Genomic DNA, 24584 nt, shown 5'->3' with positions numbered 1-24584 from the left:
GATGATACCGGGCGGTTCCCGTCGCGTTCGAGGAACCGATCCCGGCAAGTCAGAGATACCAGCAAGGAGACATAACATGGACAGAAGAAAGTTCCTGGCAGCCGGCGCCGTCGGCACCGCCGCCACCGCCCTCGCCGCCCCGGCCATCGCCCAGGACGTGCGGCAGTGGAAGATGGTCACTGCGTGGCCCAAGAACCTGCCCGGGCCGGGCGTCGCGGCCCAGATGCTGGCCGACCGGATCACCACCCTCTCGGGCGGCCGGATCGAGGTGAAGCTCTTCGCCGCCGGTGAACTCGTCCCCGGCCGCGGCGTGTTCGACGCCGTCAGCGAAGGCACGGCCGAGCTTTACCACGCTGTCCCCGCCTACTGGGGCTCGAAATCCAAGGGCATCCTGCTCTTCGGCTCGCAACCCTTCGGCCTGCGCGCCGACGAACAGGTCGGCTGGCTCTACCACGGCGGCGGGCAGGAGCTTTACGACGAGATGTACGGCCGCTTCGGCATCAAGCCCTTCCTCTGCGGCAATTCCGGCCCGCAATGGGCCGGCTGGTTCCGCGAGGAGGTCAATTCCGCCGAAGACCTCAAGGGCATGAAGTTCCGCACCACCGGCCTCGCCTCGGAAATGGCCAGCAAGATGGGCATGGCAGCCCAGGCCATGGGCGGCCCCGACATGTTCCAGGCGCTGCAGACCGGTGCGCTTGACGCCGGCGAATTCATCGGCCCGTGGACCGACAGCGCCCTCGGCTACCACCAGATTGCCAAGAACTACTACTGGCCCGGCGTGGGCGAGCCCTCCTCGGCCGAGGAATGCGGCGTCAACGCCGACATCTTCGCCGAGCTGCCCGAAGACCTGCAACAGGCGGTCAGCTTTGCCTGCGAAAGCCTCTATAACCCGGTCTGGACGGAATACACCACCAAGCACGCCCAGGCGCTAAAGACCCTGGTCGAAGAGCACGGCGTCACCGTCCGCAAGCTGCCCGACGACGTCATCGCGGCGATGGGCACGGCAGCCGAGGAAGTCATCGACGAGCTGCGCCAGGACGAGGACGAACTGGTCAAACGCATCACCGAAAGCTTCATCGCCTATCGCGACCTCGTCGGCGGCTACATGACCTATGCCGACAACGGCCAGATGAACGCCCGCGCCAGCGTGATGGGCTACTGACCACGCAAACCACCGGTGCGGCGCCCCGTGCGCCGCACCGTCTTTCTCCGGGGGACAGATGAACCGCATCGCCGCAACGATCGACGGGCTCAATACCATCGTGGCGATCGTCACGAAATGGCTGGCACTCCTGATGGTGCTGGTGCAGTTCGGCATCGTGCTGGGCCGCTACGTCTTCGGCGTCAACTCCATCGCCGTGCAGGAAAGCGTGCTCTACATGCATGCCACGCTCTTCATGCTGGGCGCGGGCTATACCCTGCTGGTCGACAAGCACGTCCGCGTCGATATCTTCTATGCCAAGGCCAGCCGCCTCTCCCGACGCACCATCGACCTCTTCGGCCACATCTGCCTGCTGATGCCGTCGATGGCGGCGCTGCTCTACTGGTCCTGGCCCTCGGTGCGCAACTCGTGGAACATCCTCGAAGGCCCGATCTCCGTCGGCGGGATCGAGGCGGTCTTCCTCCTGAAATCCCTGATCCCGGCCTTCTGCGTCCTCGTGATGCTGCAATCGCTGTCGGAGATCCTCAAGCTGATCCTGCGTGACCCGTCGTGACGGAAAACCTCGACCTCCTGATGTTCGCGGCCCTCGTCGCGGTGATCCTCTGCGGCTTCCCCGTCGCCTTCAGCATCGCGGGCGTGGCCATCACCTTTGCCTATCTCGGCTGGCTGACGGGCGCGATGGATATCTCGCTTCTCGGCGCCATGGGCCAGCGGGTCTTCGGCCTGCTCAGCAACGAGGTGCTGATCGCCATCCCCCTCTTCGTGCTGATGGGCGCGGTGCTGGAAAAAAGCCGCATCGCCGAGGTGCTGCTCGACACGATGGGCCGCCTCTTCGGGCAGCTTCGCGGGGGCCTGGGCATCTCCGTCGTGCTGGTGGGCGCGCTGCTCGCGGCCTCCACCGGCATCGTCGGCGCCACCGTGGTGGCGATGGGCATGATCGCCCTGCCCACCATGCTGCGCACCGGCTATGACCCCCGCGTCGCCTCCGGCATCGTCTGCACCGCCGGCACGCTGGGCCAGATCATCCCACCCTCAACCCTGCTGATTATCCTCGCCGACGTGATGTCGAACGCCTACCAGCAGGCGCAATATGAACAGGGCAAGTTCTCGGTCGAGGCGCTCTCCGTGGGCCAGTTCTTCGCCGCCGCACTGATCCCGGGGCTCATGCTGGTGGGGCTCTACCTCGTCTACATCCTGCTCCGCGGCATGCTCCGCCCGCAGGACATGCCCCCCGCAGCCGCCGACCTCGCCAAGCCTGACCGCTCCGAGATCCTCGGCGCCGTGGTGCCGCCCGTCCTGCTGATCTTCGCCGTGCTCGGCGCCATCCTCGGCGGCGTCGCCACCCCGACCGAAGCGGCCTCGGTCGGCGCCGTCGGCGCGATCCTGATGGCAGGCCACCGCCTCGGCTACAGCCCGCGCCTGATCGTCTTCGGCGCCGCCGCCCTGATCCTCCTCGGCATCCTTTCCGGCGCCCTTCCCGTCCGCCTGCAACGCAGCGACCTCTCCGCCACCGACTACACGCTCGGCGCCCTCTACGCCGGGCTCGCCGTGGCCGGCATCGTGGCCCTCCTGCTTGCCCTGCGTGGCACCATCAAGGCCAAGGTCATGCAGGAGGCCGCCACCTCGACCCTCACCATGACCGCGATGATCTTCGCCACCATCCTCGCGGCCGGTATCTTCTCGCTCGTCTTCATCGGCCTCGGCGGCGAGGAACGCGTCGCGGCCCTGCTCGAAGATCTCCCCGGCGGGCCCACCGGCGCGTTGCTCTTCACCATGCTCTTCGTCTTCGTGCTGGGCTTCTTCCTCGACTTCGTGGAAATCTCGGTGATCGTCCTGCCGCTGGTCACCCCCACCCTGATCCTGATGGGGCATGACCCGATCTGGCTGGGCATCCTGATCGCCATCAACCTGCAGACCAGCTTCCTGACCCCGCCCTTCGGCTTCTCGCTCTTCTACCTGCGCGGCGCCGCCCCGCCCGAGGTCAGCACCGGCCATATCTACGCCGGCGTCGTGCCCTTCATCGGCCTTCAGGCCATCGGCGTCCTGCTGGTCTGGCTGCTGCCGTCACTTGCGACATGGCTGCCCGGCGCGCTGTTCTGACGGGCACCATCAACCTTTCCCGAGGATCGCGTCCGCCAGCTTCTCCGCCACCATGATCGTGGTGAGGTTGATGTTGGCACAAGGGATCCGCGGAAAGACCGAGGCATCGGCCACCCGCAACCCTTCCACCCCGATCACCCGCCCATCCGGGCCGACACCCGTCGCCGGGTCATCCGCCCGGCCCATGGCAACCGTCCCGCAGGCATGCCAGTTGCCCAGCACCGTGTCGCGGATGAACCGTTCCAGCTCGGCATCGTCGGACTTCATCCGCTCGATATCGTAGCCCGCCACCGCCATCCCGATCAGCGCCTTGCGCACCGCCGGATGCAGGTCGAGAAGCCGGCCGCCCACCGCATTCACCGTCCGCGACACCGGGTCCTTGTGCCCCAGCCGCCGGATCCACGTGGTATAGGCCCCGGCAAACGCTCCCTGCCCGACAGCCTGCAACTCCTCCGACTGCAACAGCTCTATCGCGAACCGCACCCCGGCCTTCATCCGCTCCATGTCGCGCGGGTCCGATAACAGGTTGAACGCCACGAACGGCTCCTGCCCCGCATCGGGCGAGCGCAGCTCCACGAACCCCGTCGAATGCGCCTGGTCCGGTCCCACCCGCAGCACCCCGATCTGGTGCCCGATCGGCGTCTGGTCGAACCGAGCCGAGAGCGACATCTTCATGTCCCCCGCCGCACAGCCTTCGACCCCCGAGGTGAACCGCGTGTAAACCAGAAAGGCGTTGGCCATGTTCGATGCCATCCGCGCCCCTGGCCGCAGGTGAAGGCCCACCCCCACCAGCGGATGATCCTGAAGGTTCCGCCCGATCCCCCGCCGATCCGCCAGCACCGGAATGCCCATTTCGCCCAGGTGCGCGCCCGGCCCGATCCCGTGCCGCATCAGGATCGCCGGCGTATGCAGCGCCCCGGCACACAGGATCACCTCGCCGGCATCGCAGGCCTCGACCGTCCCGTCGGCGCGGGCAAGCCGCACGCCCGTCGCCCGGTGCCCGTCGAACACGATCCGCTCCAGCACCGTCTCCGCCACGATCCGCAGGTTCTCCCGCCGCCGCACCCCCTGGTCCAGGTAGGCCACTGCCGCCGAAACCCGCCGGCCATAGACATTGTTCTTCGGAAACGGAAAACACCCGTCGCTGGTCGTGTCGTGGCAATCGTCGTGATAGGGCAGCCCCCGCCGCTCCAGCGCATCGCGGAACGCCAGCGCAAAGTGCGACCAGTTCTCGGGAAAGGTCCGCTGCAGCGGCACCGGTCCGTCACGGCCATGTTTCGGCCCGCCGAAATCCATGTCCCGTTCCAGCCTGCGGAAATAGGGCAGACACTCCTCGTAGCTCCAGCCCGCCGCGCCCAGCTCCTCCCACCGGTCGTAATCCGACGGGATACCGCGCAGCGCCACCTGCCCGTTCACGCTCGACCCGCCGCCCATCACGCGCGCCTGTTCGTAGCGGTGCTCCTCCAGCTCCCTCCCGCTGCCATTGCCCACCGGATCGCGCGTCACGGTCAGCCCGGTCCAGTACCGGTTGTCCTTGAAATAATCCGGCAGGTAGCCATCGGCATAGATCGAGGCCGGCACGGCATAGGGCGGCGTATCCGGCCCCGCCTCCACCAGCAGCACCCGGCTGCGCCCGTCCGCCGACAGCCGGTTCGCCAGGACACAGCCCGAGGACCCCCCGCCGATCACGACGTAATCGTACCGCTCCGCCATCGCCTACCCGCCGTAAAGATCGGGCAGGACCATCACCAGCCCCGGCACGAAGGTGATGATCAGCAGCACCAGGATCGAGACCAGCAGGAACGGCATGTTCGACAGCGCCAATCGCTCCGGCGATATCTTCGCGATCGTCGCCCCGATGAACAGGCTGATCCCCACCGGCGGCGTGATCATCCCGATCGTCAGGTTGATCGCCACGATGATCCCGAAATGCACCGGGTCCACCCCCAGCCCCGTCACCACGGGAAGCAGGATCGGCACGAGGATGATCAGCGCCGCGATCATCTCCATGAACGCCCCCAGCACCAGAAGCATCAGGTTGATCAGCAACAGGATCACGATCGGGTTGTCCGACACCGACTGGATCGCCGCGGTTACCGTCGCCGGCACCTGCTCCTTGGTCAGGATCCAGCTCAGCGGCGCGGCGATGGCGACGATCACCAGCGCGCTGCCGGTCGTCCGGGCGCTCTGCAGAACGATGCCGGGCAGGTCGCGGAACCGGATCTCGCGATAGATCACCATCCCCACCACCAGCGCGTAAAGACAGGCCACCGCCGCCGCCTCGGTCGGCGTGAAGAACCCCGAGAATATCCCGCCGAGAATGATGATCGGCATGCCAAGCGGCACCAGCCCGTCAAGAAACGCCCGCAGGAAGGCGATGAATGAAAACCGCCCCCTCTCGCCGAACCCGTAGCGCCAGGCATAGACCGAGACCAGCAGCATCTGCGCCACCCCCAGAAGGATGCCGGGCACGATCCCTGCAAGGAACAGCGCGTTGACCGACACGCCCGCCACCACGGCATAGACGATCAGGATGATGCTCGGCGGAATGATCGGCCCGATCAGCGACGACGAGATCGTGACGGAGGTGGCAAACTCCGTAGGATAGCCCCGCTCGCGCATCGACTTGATCATGATGCTGCCCACCGCCGCCGTATCCGCCGCGGCCGAGCCCGAGATGCCGGCAAACAGCATCGACACCACGATGTTCACATGCGCCAGCCCCCCGCGCACCCAGCCGACCATGGCCTCCGCCAGCGCCACCAGCCGCCGCGTCGTGCCGCCCGCGTTCATCAGGTTGCCCGCCAGCATGAAGAACGGCACCGCCATCAGCACGAAGACGTCGATCCCGGCAAAGGCCCGGTGCGGAATGGTCACCGGGTTGACGCCCGAGAAGATGAAATACACCACCACCGACGCGCCCATCACGGCATAGATCGGCAGCCCGATCAGCAGCGTCAGGAAGAAGGTGACGGCAAGCGCGGTCAGTTCCACAGGCGCCCCCCGTCATCCGGGTCCGGCGGGGTCAGAATGTCGTTGACCGCCACGCGGCGCATCGCGTCCACCAGCAGGGAAAGAAACATCAGGAACGTCCCAAGGAAAAGCGGCCCGTAGACCAGCCAGAGGGGAATATGAAGGTTGGCCGAGGACCGCCCGGTCTGGATCATCAGCCGCACGAGCCCCAGCGCGTACCAAGTGAAGGCCGCCAGAAAGAGCAGCAGGATCAGCCGGCGCAGCAGCCACAGGACCACCTGCACCTTCGGCGGGCAGGCATTGGCCAGGCTCTCCATGCCGATCAGGTCGCCATACCGCGCCCCGGCGGCCGTGGCGAAATACACGATCCAGACCAACGAGTAACGCGCCAGCTCGTCCAGCCCGCGCACCCGCAGCGACGAGTTGCGCACCAGCACGTCCAGCAGCACGGCGCCCAGCATGAACAGCATTACCGCCACCACGAGGATGCGGACCAGGCTTTCGATCACGAGGCTGATGCGATGTATCCGCTCCAAGGCGAACCTCCTCCCGCGTTCAGGGCCCGGCGCGCCTCGCAACGCGCCGGGCCGGGTTTGCCTCAGTTGGCCGAGGGCAGTTCCTGGATCTCGGCCATCAGGTCACGAACCCACGGTTCCAGCTCGGCCGAGTACTTCTCGCGCACCGGCGCCGTGGCCTCGACGAAGCTCGACAGGTCGTCCACCTCGTTGACCTTCAGGCCCTCCTGCTTCATCGCCTCCAGCGCCTCGGCATCCAGCGTCGCGTAGTCGCTGTTGTTCTTCTCGACCGTCTGCTGGCCGATCTGTTCGACAAGCGCCTGCTCCTCGGGCGACATCGCGTCAAAGGTCGACTTGCTCATCACCAGAACCGCGATATTGGCCACCGTCGGCAACAGGGTCAGGTATTCCTGCACCTCGTTGAAGCGCATCGCGCTCAGCGCCGAAAGCGCGTTCTCGTTGCCGTCCACCGTGCCGGTCTGCAGCGCACCGTAAAGCTCCGCGAAGGAGGTCGAGGCCACCTGCGAGCCAAGCGCCTCGTAGGTGTCGATATGCGCCGAAACACCCATCGTCCGCATCTTGATATCGGCGAAATCCTCGGCCGTCTCGATCGGGCGGATGTTGTTCATCGGATAGCGGAACGCGGGCGAGCCGATGCCGATCAGCTTGAAGCCCGCCGCATCCGCCTCCTCGTAGAACTTCGAGAAGTCCAGCGTGCTCAGCGCCTCCTCGATATGCTCGGGGCTGTGGAACACGAAGGGCATGTTGAACAGCTCGAAGGACGGCACGAAGCTCGCCATCGCCGCCGTGTGAACCCAGGTGAAATCCATCGTGCCCAGCAGCAGCGCGTCAAGCGCGTCGCGCTCGCCGCCCATGGCGCCGCTCGGATGCACCTCCAGCGTCCACTTGCCATCGGTCTCCTCCGCCATCGTCTCCTTCATGAACATCGCCGAGGTGTGGTAAGGGAACTGCTCGGCCACCACGTGGCCCAGCGTCATCGTCCGCTCCTCCACCTCCTGCGCCAGAACCCCGGCCGTACCGGTCAACGTCATCGCGGCGCCCAGCGCCACGCTCCTGATAAAACTCATGTCATCCTCCCATTTCAGTTTATGGTTCGATCGGCCGCGCCCTGCCGGTTTTTCCTCTCAGTCCAGGGCATAGCGGACGTTCTTCAACTGGGTATCGTCCAGCAGCGCATCCTTCCCGCGCTCCTTGCCGAACCCGCTCATCCGGAAGCCGCCGAACGGGGCGTCTACCGAAACCTTCCGGCCCGCGTTTATGCAGACCGTCCCGGCCCGTATCTGGCGGGCCGCGCGCATCGCCTTGCCGCTGTCGCGGGTGAACACCGCGGCGGCGAGGCCGTATTCCGTGTCATTGGCCAATGCGATGCCCTCCGCCTCGGTGTCGAAGGACAGAACGCTCTGCACCGGGCCAAAAATCTCCTCGCGCGTCGTGCTCATCCCGGCGCGGGCATTCAGAAGAAGCGCGGGCGACAGGAAATAACCGCCCTCAAGGTCGTCCCGCCCGTCAAGATCGACGTAGCGGCGCACCTCCGCCCCCTCGCGTTCCGCCGCCGCCATGCAGCCCGCGATCCGGTCGCGCTGCGCCGCGCTGACCACCGGGCCCATCTGCGTCTCCGGGTCCTGCGCCCGCCCGACGCGCACCCCGCGCAACCGCTCCTCCAGCGCCGCCACGAACTCGTCGTGCACCGAACGCTGCACGATCAGCCGCGTGCAGGCCGCACAGACCTGCCCGGAATTGCGCACGTTGTCGGTAAACGCGGCTTCCACCGCGGCGCCGATATCGGCATCCTCCATCACCAGCAGCGGCGACTTGCCCCCCAGCTCCAGCGTCATCCGCTTCATGCCTTTCGCCGCCGCCTCGAAGATGCGCTGCCCGGTGACCGTGCCGCCGGTGAACGAAATCTTGCCCACGTCCGGATGTGTCACCAGCCGCATTCCCGGCTCGGCCCCGCCATGGACCACGTTCAGCGTGCCGGGCGGCAAATCCGCCTCCAGCGCGCATTCCGCCAGCAGCGCCGACGACACCGGCGTCACCTCCGACGGCTTCAGCACCGCCGTGTTCCCCGCCGCCAGTGCCGGCGCGATCTTCAGCACCGCCAGCAGCGCCGGGTAATTCCACGGCGTGATCAGCCCGCACACCCCGATCGGCTCGCGCAGGGTGAAATCCGCAAGCGTCGGGTCCGAAACGTTCAGCGTCTCCCCCGACAGCCCCAGCAGGATACCGGCGTAATACTCCACCGAATCCGCCAGCCCCTCCACCTCCGTCGAGGTGATCGAGATCGGCCGCCCAACGTCCAGCGTCTCGGCCCAGGCAAACGCCTCGGCCCGCGCCCGGATCGCATCGGCAAACCGCATCAGGTGCCGCGACCGCGCCTTGGGCGTCAGCGTGCCCCAGCCAGTCTCGAACCCCTCCCGTGCGGCGGCAATCGCCCGGTCGGCATCCGCCGCCCCGCCATCGGCCACCCGCGCCAGCACGTTGCCCGTCGACGGGTCCAGCGTCTCGAACATCCGCCCGCTCTCGGCCGCGCTTTCCCGCCCGCCGATCAACAGCGGCCAGGGCTTCTGCGTGAAATCGAAATGCGCCGTCATCGTTTCCCCTCCTCCGAGGCTTCGCGCCCGGGCCGAAGGATCCCCCCCCGGCTGAGCGGCGTCACAAGCTGCTGGTAGAACCCCAGCCAGCCGTCCCGCATCTTCAGTTTCGGCCGCCCGCCGCTCCTCCGCCGGGCCAGCTCGGCCTCCGGCACCTCCAGGTCGACGACCCGCGCCGCGATATCGATCCGGATCGGGTCGCCATCCGCCACCAGCCCCAGCGGCCCGTTCATCGCCGCCTCCGGCATGATCTGCCCGACGACGATCCCCCGGTTCAGCCCCGACAATTGCCCGTCCGTCACCAGCGCCACCTGCCCGGCCAGAGCACTGCCCGCCAGCGCCGCCGCGAACCACGAGGCCGACGCGACACCCGGCCCGCCCAGCGCCCCCAGCCCGCGCAGCACAACGACGTCACCCTCCCGGATCTCGCCCGCCTCCAGCGCGTCAAGCGCCGCCTGCTGGGTCTCGAACACCCGCGCCGGCCCCTCGAACACGAGGCTCTGATACGCCCCGGTCCCCAGCTTCATGATCGCCCCCTCCGGCGCCAGGTTCCCCTTCAGCACCATCAGCGACGGCCCCTCCGCCACCGGCCGGCCCACCGACGCCACCGCGCCGCCCTCGGCCACCCCGGCCGCATCCAGCCGCGCGCCAAGGCTCTGCCCGTCCACGCCCACGCAGGCCTCGTCCAGCAGCCCGCGCAGCCGGCTCATCACCGCCAGCGTGCCGCCCGCGGCATCGAGATCCTCGATCCGCCCGTCGCCATTCGGCTTGATCGCGCAGAGCACCGGCACCTTGCCGTCAAGCCCGGCAAACACATCGTAGATATCGACCGGCACCTGGCCCTCCTCGGCCACCGCCTGCAAATGGCGCATGACGTTGATCGACGTGCTCAGCGCCATCGCCACCGCCGCAGCATTCCGGAACGCCTCGGGCGTCAGGATCGCCGACGGGCGCAAATCCTCGTCAACCATCTCGACGATCCGCCGCCCCGCTGCGCGGGCGCGCTCGTACATCCGCTCGCTTTCCGCCGCGATCGGCGCGCTGCCGGGCAGGGTCATCCCCAGCGCCTCGCTCATGATATGCATCGAGTTCGCGGTGCCCATCCCGGCACAGACCCCCGGCCCCGCCACCGCCACCCGCGACATGCACTCGATATCCGCCACGCTCAGCTCGCCCGTGCCCAGCTTGCCGACGCTCTCGAACACGTCCTCGATATCGACCGTCTCGCCGTTCAGCGCCCCGCAGGCCTGGTAGCCGCCAATTACCAGCAGCGTCGGAATATCCAGCCGCGCCGCCGCCATGAGCTGCGCCGGAGCCGTCTTGTCGCAGGAGGCAAGGCACACCATCGCGTCAAGCTGCGGCCCCTCGACCGACACCTCGATATCGTTCACCACGAGGTCGCGCGACGGCAGGATGTAACTCCCCGACGAGCCCGCGCAGTGGATGAAATCGCTCGGCGCGGTCGTCTTGACCACGAAGGGCAGCCCCCCGGCCTCGCGGATGGCGGCGCTCACGGCCTCGGCCACCCGGTCGAGATGCGAGAAACAGCTCGACAGCTCCGACGAGGTGTTGATGACGGCGATCTTGGGCTTCGCCATGTCCGCCTCGTCGATCCCCAGCGCCGTCCACTGCGCCCGCCGCAGCGCCCAGAGCGTGCTGCCCTCGGCGAAATTGCTCCTCAGCTTCCTCATTGCGCGCCCTCCAGCACGGGCTCGCCCGGCACGAAACACTCCGGCGCGGCATCGCCCAGGTACGCGCCCCGCGCCGCCAGCTCCGACCGCAACGCCTGGACGTCCAGCGCACGCAGGTCGCCGCCATGCCGCTCCGCCGCCAGCGCGGCGCCGATCCCCGCCGCCTCGCCCATGGCAAAGCAGGTGCCCGCCACCCGCAGCGACGCCTGCGCCACATGGGTCGCCGACACGCAGCGCCCCGCCATCACCAGCCCGTCGATGCCCCGCGGCAACAGGCAGCGCCACGGGATCTGGTAGTAACTCCCGTCCGGCAGCCAGACCCAGCGCGTCGCCCGGTCGGCGCCATGCTCCTCGACCGGCCACGCACAGGCGCCGATGGCATCGGCGAACCGCGCGCCGCCCAGCACCTCCTCCTCGGTCAGCATGTGATCCCCGGCCACCCGCCGGCTCTCGCGCACGCCGATCTGCGTGCCGGTATCCAGCAGCCACGCATCGCGATAGCCCGGCACATGCGCCCGGAACGCCTCCAGGTACAGCTCCGCCATCCGCCGGCCACTGGCCTCGGCGGCGCTCATCTCCGCCATGTCCAGCGGGTTCGGCGCCCGGCCATCCTGCTCGATCCGGGTGATGTTCAGGTGCACCACCGCCTCGTTGAAGGCAAAGATCCCGCCCGCCGTGCGCGGCAGGTCGAACCCCGCCGCAACCGCCGTCTCGAGATAGCCGTGCAGCGCCGCCCTGTCCGTCTCCTCGACCTTGCGCGTATCGACCCCGCCAAACCGGATCATCGTCGTCGGAAACTGCAGATCCTCCACGTCGCAGGCCCACTCCGCCCCGGCCAGCGCGGCAATCTGCCCGTCGCCGCTGGCATCGACGACAACGCCCGCCTCAACGGCCCAGCGCCCGTCGATCGACTCGAAAACCGCGCCGCTCACCCGCCCGTCGCGCTTCAGCACCTCGACCGCCAGCGAATGGAACCGCACCGCCACACCTGCCTCGCGCAGCATGTCGTCGGCGACCCGCTTCATCGGCTCGGGGTGATAGGGCAGTGACGCGGTCTGCAGCCACACCTTGGGCGCGGCCGCCCCGCCCCGCGCCCGCACCCGCTCGATGATCTCGTCCGCCAACCCGCGCACCAGCCGCTGCACCCGCCCGCCGTCAAGCCCGTACAGCCCGCAGATACTGCCCAGCGTGACCGCCGTCAGCGTCCCGCCCAGAAACCCCATCCGCTCCACCAGCATCACCCGCGCGCCGCTGCGCGCCGCAGCGACGGCGGCGGCAATCCCGGCCGAGCCTCCGCCCACCACCAGAACGTCGACACGCTCGCGGATCTCGGTGCGTCTTTCGGGTTCGGTCACATGCGTCATGTCTTCGCCTCGTCATTCGTGCCCAGCCGCGCCCTCGCGGTGCTGCGCCGGATCATCAGGTCGACCGGATGCACGATCCGGCGGGGCTCCAGCGCCGGCTCCGCCAGCCGTTCAAGCAACAGGTTCACGCCGTCCTCGACGATCTTCTGCACCGGCTGGCGCACCGTGGTCAGCGACAGCGTCGACCACGAGGCCTGCTCCACATCGTCGAACCCCATGATCCAGCAATCCTCCGGCACCCGGCAGCCGCGCTCGTACGCCCCGTCCAGCGCCCCCAGCGCCAGCAGGTCGTTGGCACAGAACACCGCGTCCGGCGGGTCCGACAGGTCCAGAAGCGACTGCATCGCCGACCGCCCGCTTTCATGCGAAAACGGCACCCGGCGGATCATCGAGGTCTCGATCTCCTGCCCCCGCTCCGCCATCGCCTCCAGGAACCCGGCCTCGCGGTCGCGCACCGTGCTCACGTCCAGCGACCCGCTGATGAAGCCGATCCGCCGCTTGCCATGGTCCAGCAGGTACGACGCCACCGCGCGCCCCCCGGCATGATTGTCGCTCGACACCTGGTCACAGCTCAGGTCGTCAATCGTCCGGTTGATCAGCACCAGCGGCGCCGACGCCCGGATCGCCTCGTGCAGCACCGGCGAATTCCGCGTCACCGCCGCGAAGATCAGCCCGTCCACCAGCGACTGGCTGATCGCGTCGATTGCCGCCACCTCGCCGGTTCCCTCCGTGTCCCACAGCACCACCTTGAGGCCCTTGTGCGCCAGCACCTCGTTCAGCGCGCACAGGATTTCCGTGTAAAGCGGGTTGCTCAGCCGGGCGACCACCACCCCGATCACGCCCAGACGGCTGGTGCGCATCGCCCGTGCCAGCGCGTTCGGCCGGTAATCGATCAGCTTCGCGGCATCCAGAACCCGCTGCCGCGTCTCGGCATTCACGTTCTCCTCGCCCCGGAACACCCGCGACACCGTCGCCTGCGACACGCCGGCGGCCAGCGCAAGGTCTTTGCTCGTGGCAGTTGATTTCGATTTCATGAATGCCGATTCCGAATCATCATTTATTGCATCTAATCTATGATTACGTAGTCATTCAATGGAAAAGACACGCCTGCGGCCGGCACGCCCCGCGGGCCGCAACGCCACGTGAACCACCGCGGGGGCCCGCACGGCCCCTTGCCCGTCACTCTGATTCTGGAATTAGCTCAGACCCTTACCGCCAAACGGCGCCGCTCCCGGGTCAGGACACCGCCGCGGCCACCGCCGCCTTCCGGTCCTCGAGGATCATGTCCGAGGCCTTCTCGCCGATCATGATCGCCGGGGCGTTGGTATTGCCCGACACGATCTCGGGCATGATCGAGCAATCCGCCACCCGCAGCCCGGCAATGCCATGCACCCGCAGCCGTGCATCGACAACCGCATCGGGGCCCGGCCCCATCTTGCAGGTGCCGGTCGGGTGGTAGATCGTCGTCGAATTGTTCCGCGCCCAGTCGAGCGTGCCCTCGTAATCGTCCATGTCGAGCGTCGCGTCCGGGCGGAACTCCTCGGAAATCTTGTGGCTGAGCGGCTCGTGCCGGCCGATGCGGCGGGCAATGTTGATCCCCTCCACGATCGTCCGGCAATCGGTCTCGGTCGACAGGTAATTCGGATGGATCGTCGGGTAAATTCCCGCATCCGCCCCCGCAAGCCGGATCTCCCCCCGGCTCTCGGGCCGCAACTGGCAGACCGACATCGTAAAGGCCGAGAACGGATGCACCCCGGCCCCGGGGCTGTCCGCCGACCAGGGCTGCACGTGGAACTGGATATCCGGCGTCTCCACATGCTTGCCCGTCCGCAGGAACCCCGTCGCAAGGCTCGCCGCCATCGCCATCGGGCCAGAGCGGAACATGGCATACTTCACCGCGATCCGCGCCTGGTTGAACAGGCTGCGCACCTCGTCGTTCAGCGTCGGCTCGTTGCACTTGAACACCAGCCGCGCCTGCAGGTGATCCTGCATGTTCTTGCCCACGGCCCGGATATCGCGGCGCACCTCGATCCCGTGCTCCCGCAACTGCTCCGCCTCGCCGATCCCCGACACCATCAGAAGCTGCGGCGACCCGATCGCGCCCGAGGACAGGATCACTTCCGCCCCCGCCTTGACGACATGCTCCTGCCCCGCCCCGTCGCGATAGGCCACGCCCACGGCCCGGTTGCCGTCGAACACGATCCGGCTCGCCGCCGCCTTCGTCAGCACCGTCAGGTTCGGCCGCGACTTGACCGGATGCAGGAACGCCACCGCGCTCGAACACCGCCGCCCGTTGCGGGCGGTGAGCTGGAAATACCCCACTCCCTCCTGTTGCGCCCCGTTGTAATCCGGGTTGAACGGATACCCCGCCTCCTGCGCCGCGGCGACCCACGCATCGCAGATCGGCCGCTGCAGCCGCATGTTCGACACCGACAACGGGCCCTGGTCACCGTGAAACTCGTCCGCCCCCCGCTCCTGACGCTCCGACCGCTTGAACAACGGCAGCACGTCGTCCCAACCCCAGCCGGGGTTGCCCATCTGCTGCCAGCGGTCGTAATCCTGCGGCTGCCCCCGCACATACAGCAACCCGTTCAGCGACGACGATCCGCCCAGCACCTTGCCCCGCGGCCAGTCAAGCCGCCGGCCGTTCAGCCCCGGGTCCGGCTCGGTCCGATAGCACCAGTCGACCGAGGGGTTGTGCATGGTCTTGAAATACCCCACCGGGATATGGATCCACGGGTTCCAGTCCCGCCCGCCCGCTTCCATCAGAACGACCTTGATGGTCGGGTCAGCCGACAACCGATTCGCCAGAACACAGCCCGCAGAGCCAGCACCGACAATCACGTAATCCGCTGACAATTCGGGCATTTTCGGGCGTCCTCCTCCAAACATTGGGCAGAGAAAAGATTTCTCTTGCCAGATCGAACATAGGTCGACCAATATTGAGACTGCAAGTATCAAAAATACGCAACGTGGGAGGAGACCATGAAAGTATCCAAAGCCCTGAGCGGGATCACCCGCCGGGATCTGTTCCGGTTGTCGGGACAGTTCGGCATGTCGTCGGTGCTGCTGGGCGCAGGGGCGTTCACAGGGGCGGCCAGCCTGTCCTCGCTGGCCAAGGCCGCCGAAAGCACCTATGAGAAGCGCTTCGCCAAGGAAGCCAAGCACACCCTCAAGATGGGCGCCTCGGGCTTCAACGCGCGCAACCTGCTGATCGAACGCATGGGCGCGCTGGAATTCTGCCGCGACCTCGAGGAACGCACCGAGGGCGAGATCCGCGTCGAGTTCATCGGAGACAACCAGATCTGCGGCCAGCTCTCCTGCGTCGAGAAAACCCAGCTCGGCGTGGTCGACATGTACGCGGCCTCCACCCAGAACTCGGCGGGCGGAGCACCCTATCTCAACGTGCTCGACTACGCCTACATGTTCCCCACCCGGGCCTCGCAGTACCATTTCCTCTACAGCCCGGAATCCATGAAACTCCTGCGTGAGCCGCTGGAAAAACGCCACGGCCTGAAATTCCTCTTCAGCCATTGCGAACTCCGCGGCCTGCAGATGGGCCAGTCCTTCGCCGACAAGCCCACCGTCACCAAGCTCGAGGAACTGTTCGGCACCAAGAACCGCGTCACCGGCACCCAGCTGGGCCGCATCGCCATGCAGCTTCTCAACCTCAACCCCGTGCCCGTGGCATGGGAGGAAACGCTCGACGGCCTCAAGCAGGGCCTGATCGACGGTGCCGAGACATGGGCCTCGGCCGTGGCCTATGCCAACATGTCGCCCGTGGTCAGCCAGTCGGTCGACCTGAAGTTCTTCTGCGGCACCGAGCATACCTCGATGTCCGCCAAGGTCTTCGACAGCATGGAGCCGCACCTGCAGGACGCGATCATGGAATCCGCCTACTGGGCCCAGGCCCACGTGCAGGCCGCGAACGAGGCCGCGCTGGTCAAGACCGTCGGCTTTTCCGATCCGCAGCTTCCCGACACGATCTTCGTCAAGGAAAACGTGCGTCCGGCCTTCCTCGCCGACGACCAGATCAAGATGGCCGAGGAAATGTGCTCGCCCGAGTACAACCCCGAGCCCTGGGCACAATGGCGCGAGCGGCTCAACAACTGGGCCGGCGGCCTCGACACCTACCAGGAAATCTACGACGTCGCCCGCCAGATCCCGGCCGACACCAAGCCCGAGAATGTCGAGCCGCGCCGCTGGTGGCGCTCGGCCTGACCTGCTACCGATAAGACCGGGCCGGGCCGCCGCGACACGCGCGCGGCCCGGCCCCGCACACGCGGCATCCAAGACCGCGCAGGCACACCGCGACCCAATCCGCGACCCAACAGGAGGAACAGGCAATGACCGGCTGGTTCGACGGCGCAGGCGAGATTTTCAGCGCCCTCGCCGAAGGCGATTCATGGATGCTGAGCGAGGCGATGCGCGCCCCGGCCGTCTGGCCGCTGGGGCTGGCCGCCATGCTGGCGGCGGCGGTCCTGATCCTCCTCCTCTACCGCCTCAGCCCCTGGTTCGAGCGCAATTTCGAATCCACCGTCATGGTGGTCTCCTACCTCGCCATCGGCGGCATCATCTTCGTCGAGGTCTTCCGCCGCTTCGTCCTGTCGGAACAGGCGCCGTGGTCGACCACCCTGCCGCCCTTCCTGTTCCTGATCATGACGTGGTTCGGCTGCAGCTATAACGTCAAGCTGCGCACCCACCTCGCCTTCGCCGAGTTCCGCACCGCCATGCCGCGCACGGGCCAGATGGCCTGCCTGCTGCTCGACGCGGCACTCTGGATCGGCTTCTCCTGGGTCGTCGTCGTCACCTCGACCCGGGTCGTCGCCAACTCCGCCTCGAATTTCCAGATCATGCTGGGCACCGACAATATCATGCAATGGTGGTTCCTGATCTCGGTGCCGCTCGCCTTCACCGTGCTGGTGGCCCGCGTGCTCGAGAACCTGATCGAAGACTTTGCCAATTACCGCAGCGGCGCGCCGCTCCTGCGCCAGGCCGTGATCGGAGGAGACTGACATGAGCGACCCGATGATCATCACGCTCATCTCGATCGGGGTGACGTTCCTGTTCATGCTCGGCGTGCCGGTCTTCCTCGTGATCGGCTACTGGGTGATCGGCATGTCCTTCCTGCTGGGCATGCCGCTCGACAATATCGGCGCGGCGCTGGCCGACGTCTTCACCGACGGCTTCGCGCTTCTCGCCATGCCGCTCTTCATCCTCACCGGCGACCTGATCAACCGCTCGGGCATCGCGCGGCGACTCTCCGATTTCGCCTATGCCTGCCTCGGCTGGATCCGCGGCGGGCTCGCCATGGCCTCGCTCGGGGCCTGCGGGCTCTTCGCGGCGATCTCCGGCTCCAACTCCGCCACCACGGCCACCATCGGCTCGATGCTGCATCCCGAGATGGTCAAGGGCGGCTACGACGAACGCTTCTCGGCCGCCACCGCGGCGGCCGGCGGCACGGTGGGTATCATCATCCCGCCCTCGATCATCTTCATCGTCTACGGGTTCCTCCTCAACCTGCCGATCTCCGAGCTTTTCGTGGCCGGCATCATCCCGGGCGCGATGATGGTGGGCGGGATGATGATCGCCTGCTTCATCGTCTGCTGGAAGAACGCCTGGGGCCACCTGATCGCCCTCAGCCCGCTGCGCGTGATCAAGACGGCGGTGGGCGCCTGGCTCGGCTTCTTCGCCATCGGCCTCGTGCTCTGGGGCATCTACACCGGCAAGTTCTCCCCGACCGAGGCGGCTGGCGTCACCGTCGGCTTCTGCGTCATCGTGGGCTTCCTCTGCCTGCCCATCCACCGCCTCATCGGCGGACGGCAGGACAAGGACGTCTCCGAGAAATCCATCTCCGAAATGCTGGTCGTCCACGGCTTCGGCCCGCTGGAACTGCCCTCGATCACCATGCGCTCGGCCCAGATCACCGGTATCCTCGCACCGCTCATCGCCGTCTCTGTCGTCATGCAGCAGATCCTCTCGGTGCTCGGCGCCCAGCAGGCGATCGGCGATTTCGTCACCTCCATGGGCGGCTACCACGCGGTGCTCTTCACCTCGATGGCCATCGTCTTCGTCCTCGGCATGGTGCTGGAAAGCCTGCCGGTGACGATCATCCTCGCCCCGATCCTCGCCCCCGTCGCCCATTCCGTGGGGGTCGAACCGGTGCAATTCGCCGTCATCTTCCTCGTCGGCGCCTCGATCGGCTTCATCACGCCCCCTTACGGCCTCAACCTCTACGTGGCCTCCGGCGTGACCGGCGTGCCCTATTTCAGGCTGTTGCGGTATTCCCTCGTCTACCTTATTGCCCTGATCGCGGTCTGGATCATCGTGGCCCTCGTTCCGGCCCTCTCGACCGCGCTGCTGCCGCAACGATGAAGAAGACAGGCTGATGGATGGCGAGAAATCCGGGTCGATCCCGACGAACCTGAGGCTGCTGATGGTGATCGAACAGATCGCCAGCGCCGGCGTCCCGGTGACGCCGACCGAGGTGAACGCCCAGATCGGCCTGCCCAAGCCCACCATCCACCGCCTCTTCAGCACGCTCGAGGAGGAAGGCTTCCTCCAGCGCGACATGGACGGACGCACCTATTCCCCGGGCCCCCGCCTGCGCGAGATGGCCGGCGGCATCCTGTCCTCCCTGCGCATCCGCACGGCCCGCCAGGCGGTGCTCAAGCGCATCAGCCGCGAGATCGGCGAAACCTGCAACATCGCCCTGCCCGACCGCGACTGCATGACCTATCTCGAGCGGGTCGAAACCGAATGGCCCCTGCGCATCCAGCTGCCCATCGGCACGCGCGTGCCCTTCTACTGCACCGCCAGCGGCAAGATGTACCTCAGTTCACTGGCAACCAATCACCTGCGCTCCTACCTCGAAGCCACCGACCTCGAACAGCGCACCCCGAACACCATCACCGATCCCGACGCGCTGTTCGACGAGATCGCCGAGGTGCGCAATGCCGGCTACGCCCTCGACCGCGAGGAATTCATGGAAGACATGATCGCCGTCGCCGTCCCGATCCAGGACACCAATGGTCGCCTGATGGCCACCCTCTCCTTCCACGCCCCGAGCCAGCGCTTCGACATCCCCCGCGCCCTGGAATACCTGGACCCGATGAAAGAGGCGGCGAAAGACCTCTCCAACCTCGTTTCCGATACCGAACCGTCCTGACGCGCTGCCGGGCAGATACCGCACATCGCGGTCTACCGGACCGTCAGTCTCGCGACAGCCAAAGCGTGTCCACCCACTCCTGCGGGGTAATCGGCTTCGGTTTGTGCCAGTCGTCATCAGGTTCGGCCATCATGTAATCGGCATCCAGACCGAAACGCTCGCAAAGATCCCGGTTGGCAAGCTCGTGATCCCGAATGACAGACCGACGCTTGTCGAGTGATGCCAGGAACCTGATACCGTCATCCTCGACGGTGTCGCAGGCGGCCACGTGCTCGCTCAGCTTGATAGCCAGCTCGCGCTTCTTGATCGCCACCTTTGACAGCAACAGCGTCTTGCGGCGGTGCATCGAGACATTCGCCCGCTTCTCGGCCCGGGGCAGCTCCGGAAACCCGGCCGCGGCACAGAACGCCGCCCAGCTGTCGAACCCCGGATCGGTATACAGCACGCACGACACCCTTTCGTCGCCGATGACATTCGTGATGCTGTTGACGATGGCCGCGGGCTCCAGGATGGCGTGACGGAACCGCTCGATATTGAGTTTCATGCCCATCTTGACCATCTGCGCAAAGGCGCTTTCGAGCAGGTAATCGGCCCGGCGCACGAAGACGATGACATGAAGATCGTAGACATCGGCCAGCGCGGCCAGTTTGCCCTCCGTGTCGCGCAGGAAAATGTAAGACAGGTTCTCGGCCGAAACGATGGCGTCCTGCCGGCCAAGCTGGTCGATGAAGGCCCCCGGCCCGGATGTCGCAAGCAGGCGCCCCAGCTTGTGATGCCCGAAGCCCTTTTCACGCCCCAGCCGGTCCGCGAATCTCAGCCCCATACCGGCCAGGCGGTCGCGGTTGATGTAGAGGCATTCCTGAATCGACGTGGTGCCGGTCTTCGGCAGGCCGACATGCAAGATGAGTTTTGGCTTCAACTGCGGCTCCAAGCTTGTCTTCGCGTCTGAAGCGCCCTCTTCAATCTGAAGGACCCGTGCAACACGGGCCGCCCCGGCCTCGAAGATCATGGCGCGATTTGCGGCACCATCTCGCGTTATCCGGCGAAAGGCAATCTAACATGACGGGGGCACCGGCGTATCTCCCCCCGACCAGCGAAGGGACCACCACCCCTGCGGCCGGCGCTCGGCGTCGCGGGGCGCAATGTCTGATAATGGGTGGGTGGCGGAGACGAAGGGATTCGAACCCTCGAGACGGTTTCCCGTCTACTCCCTTAGCAGGGGAGCGCCTTCGACCACTCGGCCACGTCTCCGCCGACGCGTATAGCTGGGCAATCCCCCGCATTACAAGGCGAAACTTCAAAAACTTGGGCAATCCCCCGCGGCAGGCGGAACCCGCCGGTGCTGGCGCGTGGCGCGATCGAAATTCGTGGCCGTCCCGCGCCCCTCGCCCCCCGATCGAAAGTGCCCTGTCCCGCCCCGTCCGGCGCCCCCGCGACTGCCTAAAAAATGGACGCAAGCACCACGGCGCCGCGGCAAAACGATCCCGGTCGACGGATAAGGAAACCGCGCCTATTGAGTGCCGCCCCGCCGAACTGCAGTAAGGTCCCATGCAAAACCGGCTGACAGTCGTCGTTGTGGAAGAGGATCGGGACCGGGCCACCGGGATCGTCGACGCGCTCAAGAAGACCGGCGATTGCGACGTCTACGTGATCGGCAATTACACAAGCCTTGCCCGCAAGATCGCCGAGCATGCCCCGGATATCGTCCTGATCGATATCGACAACCCGACCCGCGACACGATGGAGGAACTGACGCTGGCCTCCGGCCCGCTGGACCGGCCTGTCGCCATGTTCGTCTCGGGCGCGGCCGGCGGGCTGGCGCGGGAGGCGATAGAGGCCGGCGTCTCGGCCTATGTCGTCGACGGCCTGGCGCCCGAGCGGGTCAAGCCGGTGATGGACACCGCCATCGCGCGGTTCAGCATGGTCCGCCAGATGCGCAACGAACTGGCAGAAACCCGCCGCGCACTGGAAGAACGCAAGGTGATCGACCGCGCCAAGGGTCTGCTGATGAAGGCCAAGGGGCTCGACGAGGACGCCGCCTATGCCCTCCTCCGCAAGACGGCCATGGACCAGGGGCGCAAGGTGGCCGACGTGGCCGAGGCGCTCGTCACGGCGGCAGGGTTGCTGGGATGAGGCGTGTCACCATTCCAGTTGCCTACATGCCGCTGGTCGATGCAGCCCCCTTGATCGTCGCCCACGAACTCGGCTTCGCCGAGGCCGAGGCCATCGGACTGGAACTGGTTCCCGCCCCGTCGTGGTCGTCGCTGCGCGACATGCTGGGCTTCGGCCGGGTCGATGCGGCGCACATGCTGTCCCCGGTGCCCGTCGCCATGAAGATGGGGCTGGGCGGCATGGGCACCTCGCTCGCCGCGGTCTGCGTTCTTTCGGTCAACGGCAACGTCATCGGTGTCGGGCGACCGCTCGAGGACAGGCTGCGCGCCGCGGAATACGGGTTCGATTTCGAGGATGCCGCCGCCGCGGCCACCGCCCTGAAACGGGCGAGCACCGGCAAACTGGTGTTCGGCGTACCCTTCCCGTTCTCCATGCACGTGGAGCTCCTGCGCTACTGGGCTGAGCGTACCGAACTGGGCCTCGACAGTATCGAGATCCGCACCGTGCCGCCCCCGCTCATGGCCGACGCGCTCGAGGCCGGCGATATCGATGCCTTCTGTGTCGGCGAGCCCTGGGGCTCGGTCGCGGTAGACCGTGGCGTCGGCGCGCTGCTGCTGCCCGGACGCGCGATCTGGCAGGGGGCCCCGGAAAAAGTGCTGGCCACGCGCACCGACTGGGCCGAGACCGAACCGGACCTGCTGGGCCGGCTGATCCGGGCGGTGTGGCAGGCCAGCCGCTGGCTGGCCAAGCCCGACAGCCGGATCACCGCGGCCCAGATCCTCTCCCGCGAGGAATATCTCGACCTGCCGCTCGAACTGATCGACCGGGCGCTGTCGGGCCGGATGATCCTGTCACGGAAGGGCGAGCAGCGCGATTGCGACGGCTTCCTCCGCTTCCAGGGCTCCGCCGCCACCTTCCCCTGGCGCAGCCAGTCGAAATGGCTGGCCCATCGCCTCGCCGCCGCGCATGGCATGGCAGCAGACACCGACGCCGCCGCCGCGGTCTTCCGGTCGGATCTCTACCGCCAGCACATGGCGCAGACCGATGCGGACCTGCCCGGCGCCTCGGCAAAACTGGAGGGGGCGATTCTCCATCCCACGGCGGTGGCCTCCTCCCGAGGGGAGCTGAACCTGCTGCCGGATCGTTTTTTTGATGGCGCGGTTTTCGACCCGGACGATCCGGGCTGATCACTTTTTAGGCGCCGGGCCAGGCGATCCGGCTTTTCCGGCCGGTCCGCCCGGAAATTTCTGGCCACGTGACCACAGACGCGTCAGAAGGGAGGCGTCGATCCGCAACGGGGTGGATCGAACCGAATTCTTCCCAATGACAGGGACAGTCTGAGCAAGGCCGCTCGCTCTCCACCGACACGCGTCGGGGGATGGTGAACGGCCTTTTTTGCGTTTCCAGCCCGGTTTCTCCTCACGCCATCCCGGGCGCATCGACAGGACGAATGATGAAAAGACTTCTTATCGGACTTGCCGCCGCCACCGCGTTCTCCAGCCCGGCCCCGGCCGAGATGCTGGACCTGGAAAAGGACGAACTGACGTTCGGCTTCATCAAGCTGACGGACATGGCCCCCCTCGCCGTTGCCTATGAACAGGGATACTTCCTCGACGAAGGCCTCTTCGTCACGCTCGAGGCACAGGCCAACTGGAAGGTGCTGCTCGACGGCGTGATCGACGGGCAGCTCGACGGGGCGCACATGCTCGCCGGTCAGCCGCTCGCCGCCACCATCGGCTTCGGCACCGAGGCGCATATCATCACGCCCTTCTCGATGGACCTCAACGGCAACGGCATCACCGTCTCGAACGAGATCTGGGAACAGATGCTCCCGCATATCCCCAAGCTCGACGACGGCCGCCCGCAGCACCCGATCTCGGCCGAGGCGCTCAAACCGGTGGTCGAGGATTACAAGGCGCAGGGCAAACCCTTCAACATGGGCATGGTCTTCCCGGTCTCGACCCACAATTACGAGCTGCGCTACTGGCTCGCCGCCGGCGGCCTGCACCCGGGTTATTACAGCCCCGAGAACATCTCGGGCCAGATCAACGCCGACGTGCTGCTCTCGGTGACCCCGCCGCCGCAGATGCCCGCCACGCTCGAGGCCGGCACGATCTACGGCTACTGCGTGGGCGAGCCGTGGAACCAGCAGGCGGTGTTCAAGGGCATCGGCGTGCCGGTCATCACCGACTACCAGCTCTGGAAGAACAACCCCGAGAAGGTCTTCGGCATCACGGCCGAATTCGCCGAGGAAAACCCGAACACCACCTTGGCGGTCACCAAGGCGCTGATCCGCGCGGCCATGTGGCTGGATGCCAACGACAACGCCAACCGCCCCGAGGCGGTCGAGATCCTCAGCCGCCCGGAATACGTGGGCGCGGATGCCGAGGTGATCGCCAACTCGATGACCGGCTTCTTCGAGTTCGAGAAGGGCGACAAGCGCGACATTCCCGATTTCAACGTCTTCTTCCGCTACAACGCGACCTACCCGTTCTACTCGGATGCCGTCTGGTACCTGACCCAGATGCGCCGCTGGGGCCAGATCTCCGAGCCCCGGCCCGACAGCTGGTACGACGAGGTCGCGCGCTCGGTCTACAAGCCCGAGATCTATCTCGAAGCGGCCCGGATGCTGGTCGACGAGGGGCTGGCCGACGAAGAGGATTTCCCCTGGGACAGCGACGGCTACAAGGCGCCGACCCCGGCCGGGGATATCATCGACGGCATCGCCTATGACGGCCGCACACCCAACGCCTACCTCGACAGCCTGCCCATCGGCCTCAAGGGCGAGCAGGTCGTCGTCGGCACCGACGTCGAGGGCTGACGCCCGCCGTGCCACGCCGCCCCCCCGCGGGGCCGGCGTGGCACCATCGCCACCCGGACACCAAGG

20 protein-coding genes and 1 tRNA gene are annotated in these 24584 nt (G+C 66.8%); 10 read left to right on the top strand and 11 right to left on the bottom strand.

Annotated elements, in window-relative coordinates:
• The first annotated feature begins 76 nt into the window (after positions 1 to 76).
• Genes QUV18_RS16680 through QUV18_RS16670 form a run of 3 tightly spaced genes read left to right on the top strand, consistent with a single transcriptional unit; the run spans position 77 to position 3262 of the window.
• Positions 77 to 1162 carry a TRAP transporter substrate-binding protein gene (locus tag QUV18_RS16680; protein WP_300895150.1) on the top strand — a complete coding sequence of 362 codons (1086 nt, stop codon included), beginning with the start codon at positions 77 to 79 and terminating at the stop codon, positions 1160 to 1162.
• A gap of 58 nt (positions 1163 to 1220) precedes the next feature.
• Positions 1221 to 1715 (top strand): TRAP transporter small permease subunit, encoded by a 495-nt coding sequence (locus tag QUV18_RS16675; RefSeq protein WP_300895149.1) that lies wholly within the window; start codon positions 1221 to 1223, stop codon positions 1713 to 1715.
• Entirely contained in the window at positions 1712 to 3262 is a 1551-nt protein-coding gene (locus QUV18_RS16670; RefSeq protein WP_300895148.1) for a TRAP transporter large permease subunit, read from the top strand. Before QUV18_RS16675 ends, QUV18_RS16670 begins: the two co-directional genes overlap by 4 nt.
• A gap of 9 nt (positions 3263 to 3271) precedes the next feature.
• Here the strand turns inward: QUV18_RS16670 and QUV18_RS16665 are convergent, their stop codons facing one another.
• From QUV18_RS16665 to QUV18_RS16625, 9 genes are all read right to left on the bottom strand, one after another.
• Entirely contained in the window at positions 3272 to 4975 is a 1704-nt protein-coding gene (locus tag QUV18_RS16665; RefSeq protein WP_300895147.1) for a GMC family oxidoreductase N-terminal domain-containing protein, read from the bottom strand.
• Between the two features lie 3 nt (positions 4976 to 4978).
• On the bottom strand, positions 4979 to 6256 hold the full coding sequence (locus QUV18_RS16660; RefSeq protein WP_300895146.1) for a TRAP transporter large permease: 1278 nt from the start codon (positions 6254 to 6256) through the stop codon (positions 4979 to 4981).
• Positions 6247 to 6771 (bottom strand): TRAP transporter small permease subunit, encoded by a 525-nt coding sequence (locus tag QUV18_RS16655; RefSeq protein ID WP_300895145.1) that lies wholly within the window; start codon positions 6769 to 6771, stop codon positions 6247 to 6249. Before QUV18_RS16655 ends, QUV18_RS16660 begins: the two co-directional genes overlap by 10 nt.
• Before the next feature lie 62 nt (positions 6772 to 6833).
• Entirely contained in the window at positions 6834 to 7838 is a 1005-nt protein-coding gene (locus tag QUV18_RS16650) for a TRAP transporter substrate-binding protein (protein WP_300895144.1), read from the bottom strand.
• A gap of 57 nt (positions 7839 to 7895) precedes the next feature.
• Positions 7896 to 9362 carry an aldehyde dehydrogenase family protein gene (locus QUV18_RS16645; RefSeq protein WP_300895143.1) on the bottom strand — a complete coding sequence of 489 codons (1467 nt, stop codon included), beginning with the start codon at positions 9360 to 9362 and terminating at the stop codon, positions 7896 to 7898.
• Positions 9359 to 11053 carry a dihydroxy-acid dehydratase gene (ilvD, locus tag QUV18_RS16640; RefSeq protein WP_300895142.1) on the bottom strand — a complete coding sequence of 565 codons (1695 nt, stop codon included), beginning with the start codon at positions 11051 to 11053 and terminating at the stop codon, positions 9359 to 9361. The genes QUV18_RS16645 and ilvD overlap by 4 nt, the downstream gene beginning before the upstream one ends.
• Positions 11050 to 12417 (bottom strand): FAD-dependent oxidoreductase, encoded by a 1368-nt coding sequence (locus QUV18_RS16635; protein WP_300895141.1) that lies wholly within the window; start codon positions 12415 to 12417, stop codon positions 11050 to 11052. The genes ilvD and QUV18_RS16635 overlap by 4 nt, the downstream gene beginning before the upstream one ends.
• Positions 12414 to 13451, bottom strand: coding sequence for a LacI family DNA-binding transcriptional regulator (locus QUV18_RS16630; RefSeq protein WP_300895140.1), 1038 nt, complete (start codon positions 13449 to 13451; stop codon positions 12414 to 12416). Before QUV18_RS16630 ends, QUV18_RS16635 begins: the two co-directional genes overlap by 4 nt.
• A 202-nt stretch (positions 13452 to 13653) precedes the next feature.
• On the bottom strand, positions 13654 to 15285 hold the full coding sequence (locus QUV18_RS16625; protein WP_300895139.1) for a choline dehydrogenase: 1632 nt from the start codon (positions 15283 to 15285) through the stop codon (positions 13654 to 13656).
• Between the two features lie 117 nt (positions 15286 to 15402).
• Between QUV18_RS16625 and QUV18_RS16620 the strand changes: the two genes are divergently transcribed.
• From QUV18_RS16620 to QUV18_RS16605, 4 genes are all read left to right on the top strand, one after another.
• On the top strand, positions 15403 to 16638 hold the full coding sequence (locus QUV18_RS16620) for a TRAP transporter substrate-binding protein (RefSeq protein WP_300895138.1): 1236 nt from the start codon (positions 15403 to 15405) through the stop codon (positions 16636 to 16638).
• A gap of 125 nt (positions 16639 to 16763) precedes the next feature.
• Positions 16764 to 17432, top strand: a complete 669-nt coding sequence (locus tag QUV18_RS16615) for a TRAP transporter small permease subunit (protein WP_300895137.1) — start codon at positions 16764 to 16766, stop codon at positions 17430 to 17432.
• A gap of 1 nt (position 17433) precedes the next feature.
• A complete protein-coding gene (locus QUV18_RS16610) occupies positions 17434 to 18792 on the top strand; it encodes a TRAP transporter large permease (RefSeq protein WP_300895136.1) in 1359 nt (452 codons plus the stop codon).
• Between the two features lie 13 nt (positions 18793 to 18805).
• Positions 18806 to 19585: an IclR family transcriptional regulator gene (locus tag QUV18_RS16605; RefSeq protein WP_300895135.1), complete on the top strand. Its 780-nt coding sequence runs from the start codon at positions 18806 to 18808 to the stop codon at positions 19583 to 19585.
• 43 nt (positions 19586 to 19628) lie between these two features.
• Here QUV18_RS16605 and QUV18_RS16600 read toward each other — a convergent pair whose 3' ends face one another.
• Both QUV18_RS16600 and QUV18_RS16595 read right to left on the bottom strand, forming a co-directional pair.
• The gene (locus tag QUV18_RS16600) at positions 19629 to 20504 is read right to left on the bottom strand and encodes a hypothetical protein (protein WP_300895134.1); all 876 of its coding nucleotides are present in this window, start codon (positions 20502 to 20504) and stop codon (positions 19629 to 19631) included.
• A gap of 242 nt (positions 20505 to 20746) precedes the next feature.
• Positions 20747 to 20836: transfer RNA gene (locus QUV18_RS16595), tRNA-Ser, on the bottom strand.
• A gap of 297 nt (positions 20837 to 21133) precedes the next feature.
• Between QUV18_RS16595 and QUV18_RS16590 the strand changes: the two genes are divergently transcribed.
• The 3 genes from QUV18_RS16590 (at position 21134) to QUV18_RS16580 (ending at position 24518) form a co-directional block, all read left to right on the top strand.
• Positions 21134 to 21718 carry an ANTAR domain-containing protein gene (locus QUV18_RS16590; RefSeq protein WP_300895133.1) on the top strand — a complete coding sequence of 195 codons (585 nt, stop codon included), beginning with the start codon at positions 21134 to 21136 and terminating at the stop codon, positions 21716 to 21718.
• Positions 21715 to 22884: a CmpA/NrtA family ABC transporter substrate-binding protein gene (locus tag QUV18_RS16585; protein ID WP_300895132.1), complete on the top strand. Its 1170-nt coding sequence runs from the start codon at positions 21715 to 21717 to the stop codon at positions 22882 to 22884. The genes QUV18_RS16590 and QUV18_RS16585 overlap by 4 nt, the downstream gene beginning before the upstream one ends.
• 266 nt (positions 22885 to 23150) lie before the next feature.
• On the top strand, positions 23151 to 24518 hold the full coding sequence (locus tag QUV18_RS16580) for a CmpA/NrtA family ABC transporter substrate-binding protein (RefSeq protein WP_300895131.1): 1368 nt from the start codon (positions 23151 to 23153) through the stop codon (positions 24516 to 24518).
• The last annotated feature ends 66 nt before the right edge of the window (positions 24519 to 24584 follow it).

The sequence above is a fragment of the Roseovarius sp. genome, assembly GCF_030373445.1.
GTDB lineage: Bacteria > Pseudomonadota > Alphaproteobacteria > Rhodobacterales > Rhodobacteraceae > Roseovarius.
The sequence above is the reverse complement of the archived record's forward strand: the minus strand, read 5'-3'. Positions and strand labels throughout refer to the sequence as shown.